This window comes from Nocardia sp. NPDC058497, assembly GCF_042720195.1.
Taxonomy (GTDB): Bacteria; Actinomycetota; Actinomycetes; order Mycobacteriales; family Mycobacteriaceae; genus Nocardia.
Window position 1 is genome coordinate 1 of record NZ_JBHXMY010000560.1, and the last position, 3,822, is coordinate 3,822.

At 68.1% G+C, this 3,822-nt stretch carries 4 protein-coding genes and 1 other RNA gene; 4 read left to right on the forward strand and 1 reads right to left on the reverse strand.

The window, feature by feature from the left end:
- The first annotated feature begins 192 nt into the window (after positions 1-192).
- The 3 genes from ACFWPJ_RS27175 to ACFWPJ_RS27185 all read left to right on the forward strand — a co-directional run bounded on the left by ACFWPJ_RS27175 (position 193) and on the right by ACFWPJ_RS27185 (position 2,347).
- A complete protein-coding gene (locus tag ACFWPJ_RS27175) occupies positions 193-765 on the forward strand; it encodes a TetR/AcrR family transcriptional regulator (protein ID WP_378855481.1) in 573 nt (190 codons plus the stop codon).
- 26 nt (positions 766-791) lie between these two features.
- An RNA gene (gene ffs / locus ACFWPJ_RS27180) (signal recognition particle sRNA small type) lies at positions 792-886 on the forward strand.
- A gap of 168 nt (positions 887-1,054) precedes the next feature.
- Complete coding sequence (locus ACFWPJ_RS27185; protein WP_378855483.1) at positions 1,055-2,347, forward strand: aminotransferase class I/II-fold pyridoxal phosphate-dependent enzyme; 1,293 nt, start codon at positions 1,055-1,057, stop codon at positions 2,345-2,347.
- A gap of 43 nt (positions 2,348-2,390) precedes the next feature.
- Here ACFWPJ_RS27185 and ACFWPJ_RS27190 read toward each other — a convergent pair whose 3' ends face one another.
- A complete protein-coding gene (locus ACFWPJ_RS27190) occupies positions 2,391-3,209 on the reverse strand; it encodes a methyltransferase domain-containing protein (RefSeq protein ID WP_378855485.1) in 819 nt (272 codons plus the stop codon).
- A 67-nt stretch (positions 3,210-3,276) separates the two neighbouring features.
- On the opposite strand from ACFWPJ_RS27190, the gene ACFWPJ_RS27195 reads away from it, so the two are divergent.
- Positions 3,277-3,822: HhH-GPD-type base excision DNA repair protein (locus tag ACFWPJ_RS27195; protein ID WP_378855487.1), on the forward strand; the 546-nt coding region annotated here is incomplete at its 3' end.

A 3,822-nucleotide genomic window follows, 5' to 3' on the forward strand; every position in this document is an offset into this window, starting at 1 on the left:
GCGTTAACCCAACCCGCGTTCCAGGCGAGCGCCATTGGCCACTTGGCGAATCCTCCGTGGAGCAGCATAGCGGTCCCGATGCCCCGGTGTAAAAACGGGGCGGGTCGGTCAGGGCGGATCCGCGGACTATACGGATACGTACACTGGGGGGCTCGGGCCGCTCGGGTGGCGGTCGAAGCCGAGCGATATGAGGTGGAACACGTCGTGGGCGTCGCGCGAACTCCCCGGTCGAGATGGGTCGAGGAAGGCCTGCAAGTCCTCGCCTCCTCGGGTGTCGACGCGGTCAGGGTGGAGGCACTGGCCAAGCGGATCGGCGTCACCAAGGGCGGGTTCTACGGCTACTTCGCCGACCGCGACGCGCTGCTGGTCGCCATGCTCGAGGCGTGGGAGAGCGAGGCCGTCGACCAGGTGATCGAGCAGGTCGAGCACGCCGGCGTCGACCCGAAGACCAAGGCGCGGCTGGCCGGCCTGCTCACCTTCTCCAGCAATCGGCTGCTGCCGATCGACCTCGCAATCCGCGACTGGGCCCGCCGTGACGACGACGTCGCCGAGCGCCTGCGCCGGGTCGACAATCGGCGAATGGCGCTGCTGCGCGAGACGATCGGTGAATTCTGCGATGATCCCGACGAAGTGGAAGCCCGCAGTCTGCTCGCCTTCTGCGCGGTGATCGGCGGCCACTTCCTCGCCGCCGACCACGAGGGCCGCACCCGCGTTCAGGTCATGGCCCGTGCCGCTGACCTGCTGTTCGCACCCTCGGATCGCTAGACGGCCCGAGAGCCGCTACACTGGCCGACGGATCCCGCGCGGCGCGCATCCTGTGAACTCCCCCAGGGCCGGAAGGCAGCAAGGGTCAACGGGCTCTGCCGGGTGCGCGGGGTCCCCTTAATTTTCTGGGGATCCCCGCCTGATCGATCGGCCTACGCACCTTCGCAGTGTGCGAGCCTCATCCGGCCCCGGATACCCCACCGATTCCGAGCAACCGCCGGGTAACGTTGCGGGTGTCGGCACGCGCAGCGTGCACCCCCCACCTTGCTGCTTCGAAAGGCTGCCCAGGATGCCCCGGCAAACGCAGATCGGTTTGATGAGCCACGCGGAACTCGTGTCCGAGCACGAGTCCCAGACCGCGAATTACGCGAAGCTCGAGACCGAGAAGCTCACGCTGGATCTCACCCGAGGTAAGCCCTCGCCGGAACAACTCGACCTGTCCGCGTCCCTACTGGCGTTACCCGGCGACGGCGATTTCCGCGACGGGTCCGGCACCGACTGCCGCAACTACGGCGGCCTCAACGGCCTGCCCGAACTGCGCGCCATCTTCGGCGAGCTGCTCGGCATCCCGGTCGAGCAGTTGATCGCGGGCAACAACGCCAGCCTCGAGCTCATGCACGACAACATCGTCTTCGCCATGCTCTACGGCACCCCGGATTCCCCGCGCCGCTGGGTCGCGGAGGAGACGATCAAGTGGCTGTGCCCGGCCCCCGGCTACGACCGGCACTTCGCGATCACCGAGGCGCTCGGCATCGAGATGATCACCATCCCGATGAACAACGACGGTCCCGACACCAGGGTCATCGCGGCGCTGCTGGCCGACGACCCGCAGATCAAGGGCCTGTGGGCGGTGCCGAACTACGCCAACCCGACCGGCGCCGTCTTCTCCGAAGACGTTGTTCGCGAGCTGGTTTCGATGCCCGCCGCCGCGCCGGACTTCCGGCTGTTCTGGGACAACGCCTACGCGGTGCACCCGCTGACCGACACCGCGGCGCCGGTGCTCGACGTCCTCGGCATGGCCGCGGCGGCGGGCAACCCGAACCGCCCGCTGGTGTTCGCCTCCACCTCCAAGATCACCTTCGCCGGTGCGGGCGTGAGCTTCTTCGGCGCGTCCAAGGCGAACCTGGACTGGTACCTGTCGCACGCGGCGAAGAAGAGCATCGGCCCCGACAAGCTCAACCAGCTGCGGCACCTGCGCTTCTTCACCGACGCCGAGGGCGTGCGCGAGCACATGCAGAAGCACCGCAGGCTGCTCGAGCCGAAGTTCGCGCTGGTCCGCCGCATTCTGGAGGACCGCCTCGGCGCCTCCAAGGTCGCGTCGTGGACCGAGCCCAAGGGCGGCTACTTCATCAGCCTCGACGTGCTCGAGGGCACGGCGGCCCGGGTGATCGCGCTGGCCAAGGACGCCGGCATCGCCCTCACCGCGGCCGGCTCGGCGTTCCCGTACGGCAACGACCCCGAGGACAAGAACATCCGCATCGCCCCCTCCTTCCCGCAGCTGCCGGAACTGGAGAAGGCGATGGACGGCCTGGCTACCTGTGTGCTGCTCGCGGCCACGGAGAAGCTGCTCGCCCAGCACTGAGTCCTCCGAGCCGGGCGCGCACATCCGCGCGCCCGGGCTCGGCTCAGGAAGGCTTGTGCGCCAGCACGCCGAACATGGTGACCGAGATGTGGACGTCACCGCGATCGGCGCCGGCCTGCAGGTCGGCGACGAGCTGATCCCGCTCGGCGGCGGTGATCGTCCCGCGCAGCACGGCCAGCTCGGCGATCCGGCTGACCAGCGCGCCCGCGCCAACACTGCGGTCCTGCACCAGCGCGTGCGAACCGACCTCGTCGACGACCAGTCCGGCATTGCTGAGCAGACCGGCCAGCCTGCGCCCGGACTGCGGGTTCGTGGTCGAGGAGATCAGGGTGTCGATCACGGCGCCGACCACCCGGGGATCGCCCGGATGCACGATCGCCGTCTTCCAGTCGCTGTCGACCACCACCGCGCGGCCACCCGGCCGCAGCACCCTGGCGATCTCGGCCGCGGCGCGCGCGGGCGCGGTCAGATGCTGGAACACCCGTTCGCAGAGCACCGCGTCGAAGGTGCCGTTGCCGAACGGCAGGCCATAGGCGTCACCGGTGGCGAAGGTCGCCGCTGAGCCGTGCTCCTCGGCCCGGCGCTTGGCCGAGGCGATCAGATTCGGATCGGGTTCGACGCCGACAGCGGTACCGGTGGGCCCGACGGCGTCGGCGAAGACGAACACCTCCGAGCCGGTACCGGATCCGATATCGAGGGCACTCTCGCCCGGCCGCAAGTCGAGCGCAGCGTGACTCCAGGCCCGCAGCCTGCGCATCCCGGGCTGGGTGACCTCCAGGTCATGAGCGTCGATCAGTTGGTCCTTGCCCGCTTGATCGAAGCGGTCAGGGCGTGGGGTGTAGTCGGTCATACTTACCGCCATCGTGGGAACCTCGGTCCTGGTGAGCATGGACTCAGAGGCTATAGGTGAATTGTGTCACGATGAATGTATGACTCGTACGCTGTGTCTCGCTCAGGACCCCGAGGCCGACGAACTCCTGAGCACCGACGATTTCGCGTTGCTGCTGGGAATGCTGCTCGATCAGCAGTATCCGATGGAGCACGCGTTTCGGGGTCCGCGCAAACTCGCGGAACGCATGGACGGATTCGATCTGCGCCGTATCGCCGAGGCCGATCCCACCGAATTCGAGGAGCTCGCCGCGACGCCGCCCGCCATCCACCGCTACGGGCGATCGATGGCGCGGCGCGCGCAGGCGCTGGCCCAGTACCTGATCGAGTACTACGACGGCGTACCGGCCAACCTCTGGACCGAGGGTGATCCCGATGGTAAGGAGGTGCTGCGCCGGTTGCAGGACCTGCCCGGATTCGGCGCGCAGAAGGCGAAGATCTTCCTCGCGCTGCTCGGCAAGCAGCGTGACGTGTATCCCGACGGCTGGCGGAAAGCGGCTGGATCCTATGGCGACGAAGGGTCGCGCCGTTCGGTCGCCGATGTGGTCGACGCCGAAACACTCGCCGAAGTAAGGGTAATCAATAAC

Bases quoted from the DNA above. Each gene is read 5' to 3' on its own strand.
- ACFWPJ_RS27190 (WP_378855485.1), bottom strand. From the start codon at position 3,209: ATGGCGGTAAGTATGACCGACTACACCCCACGCCCTGACCGCTTCGAT.
- ACFWPJ_RS27185 (WP_378855483.1), top strand. From the start codon at position 1,055: ATGCCCCGGCAAACGCAGATCGGTTTGATGAGCCACGCGGAACTCGTG.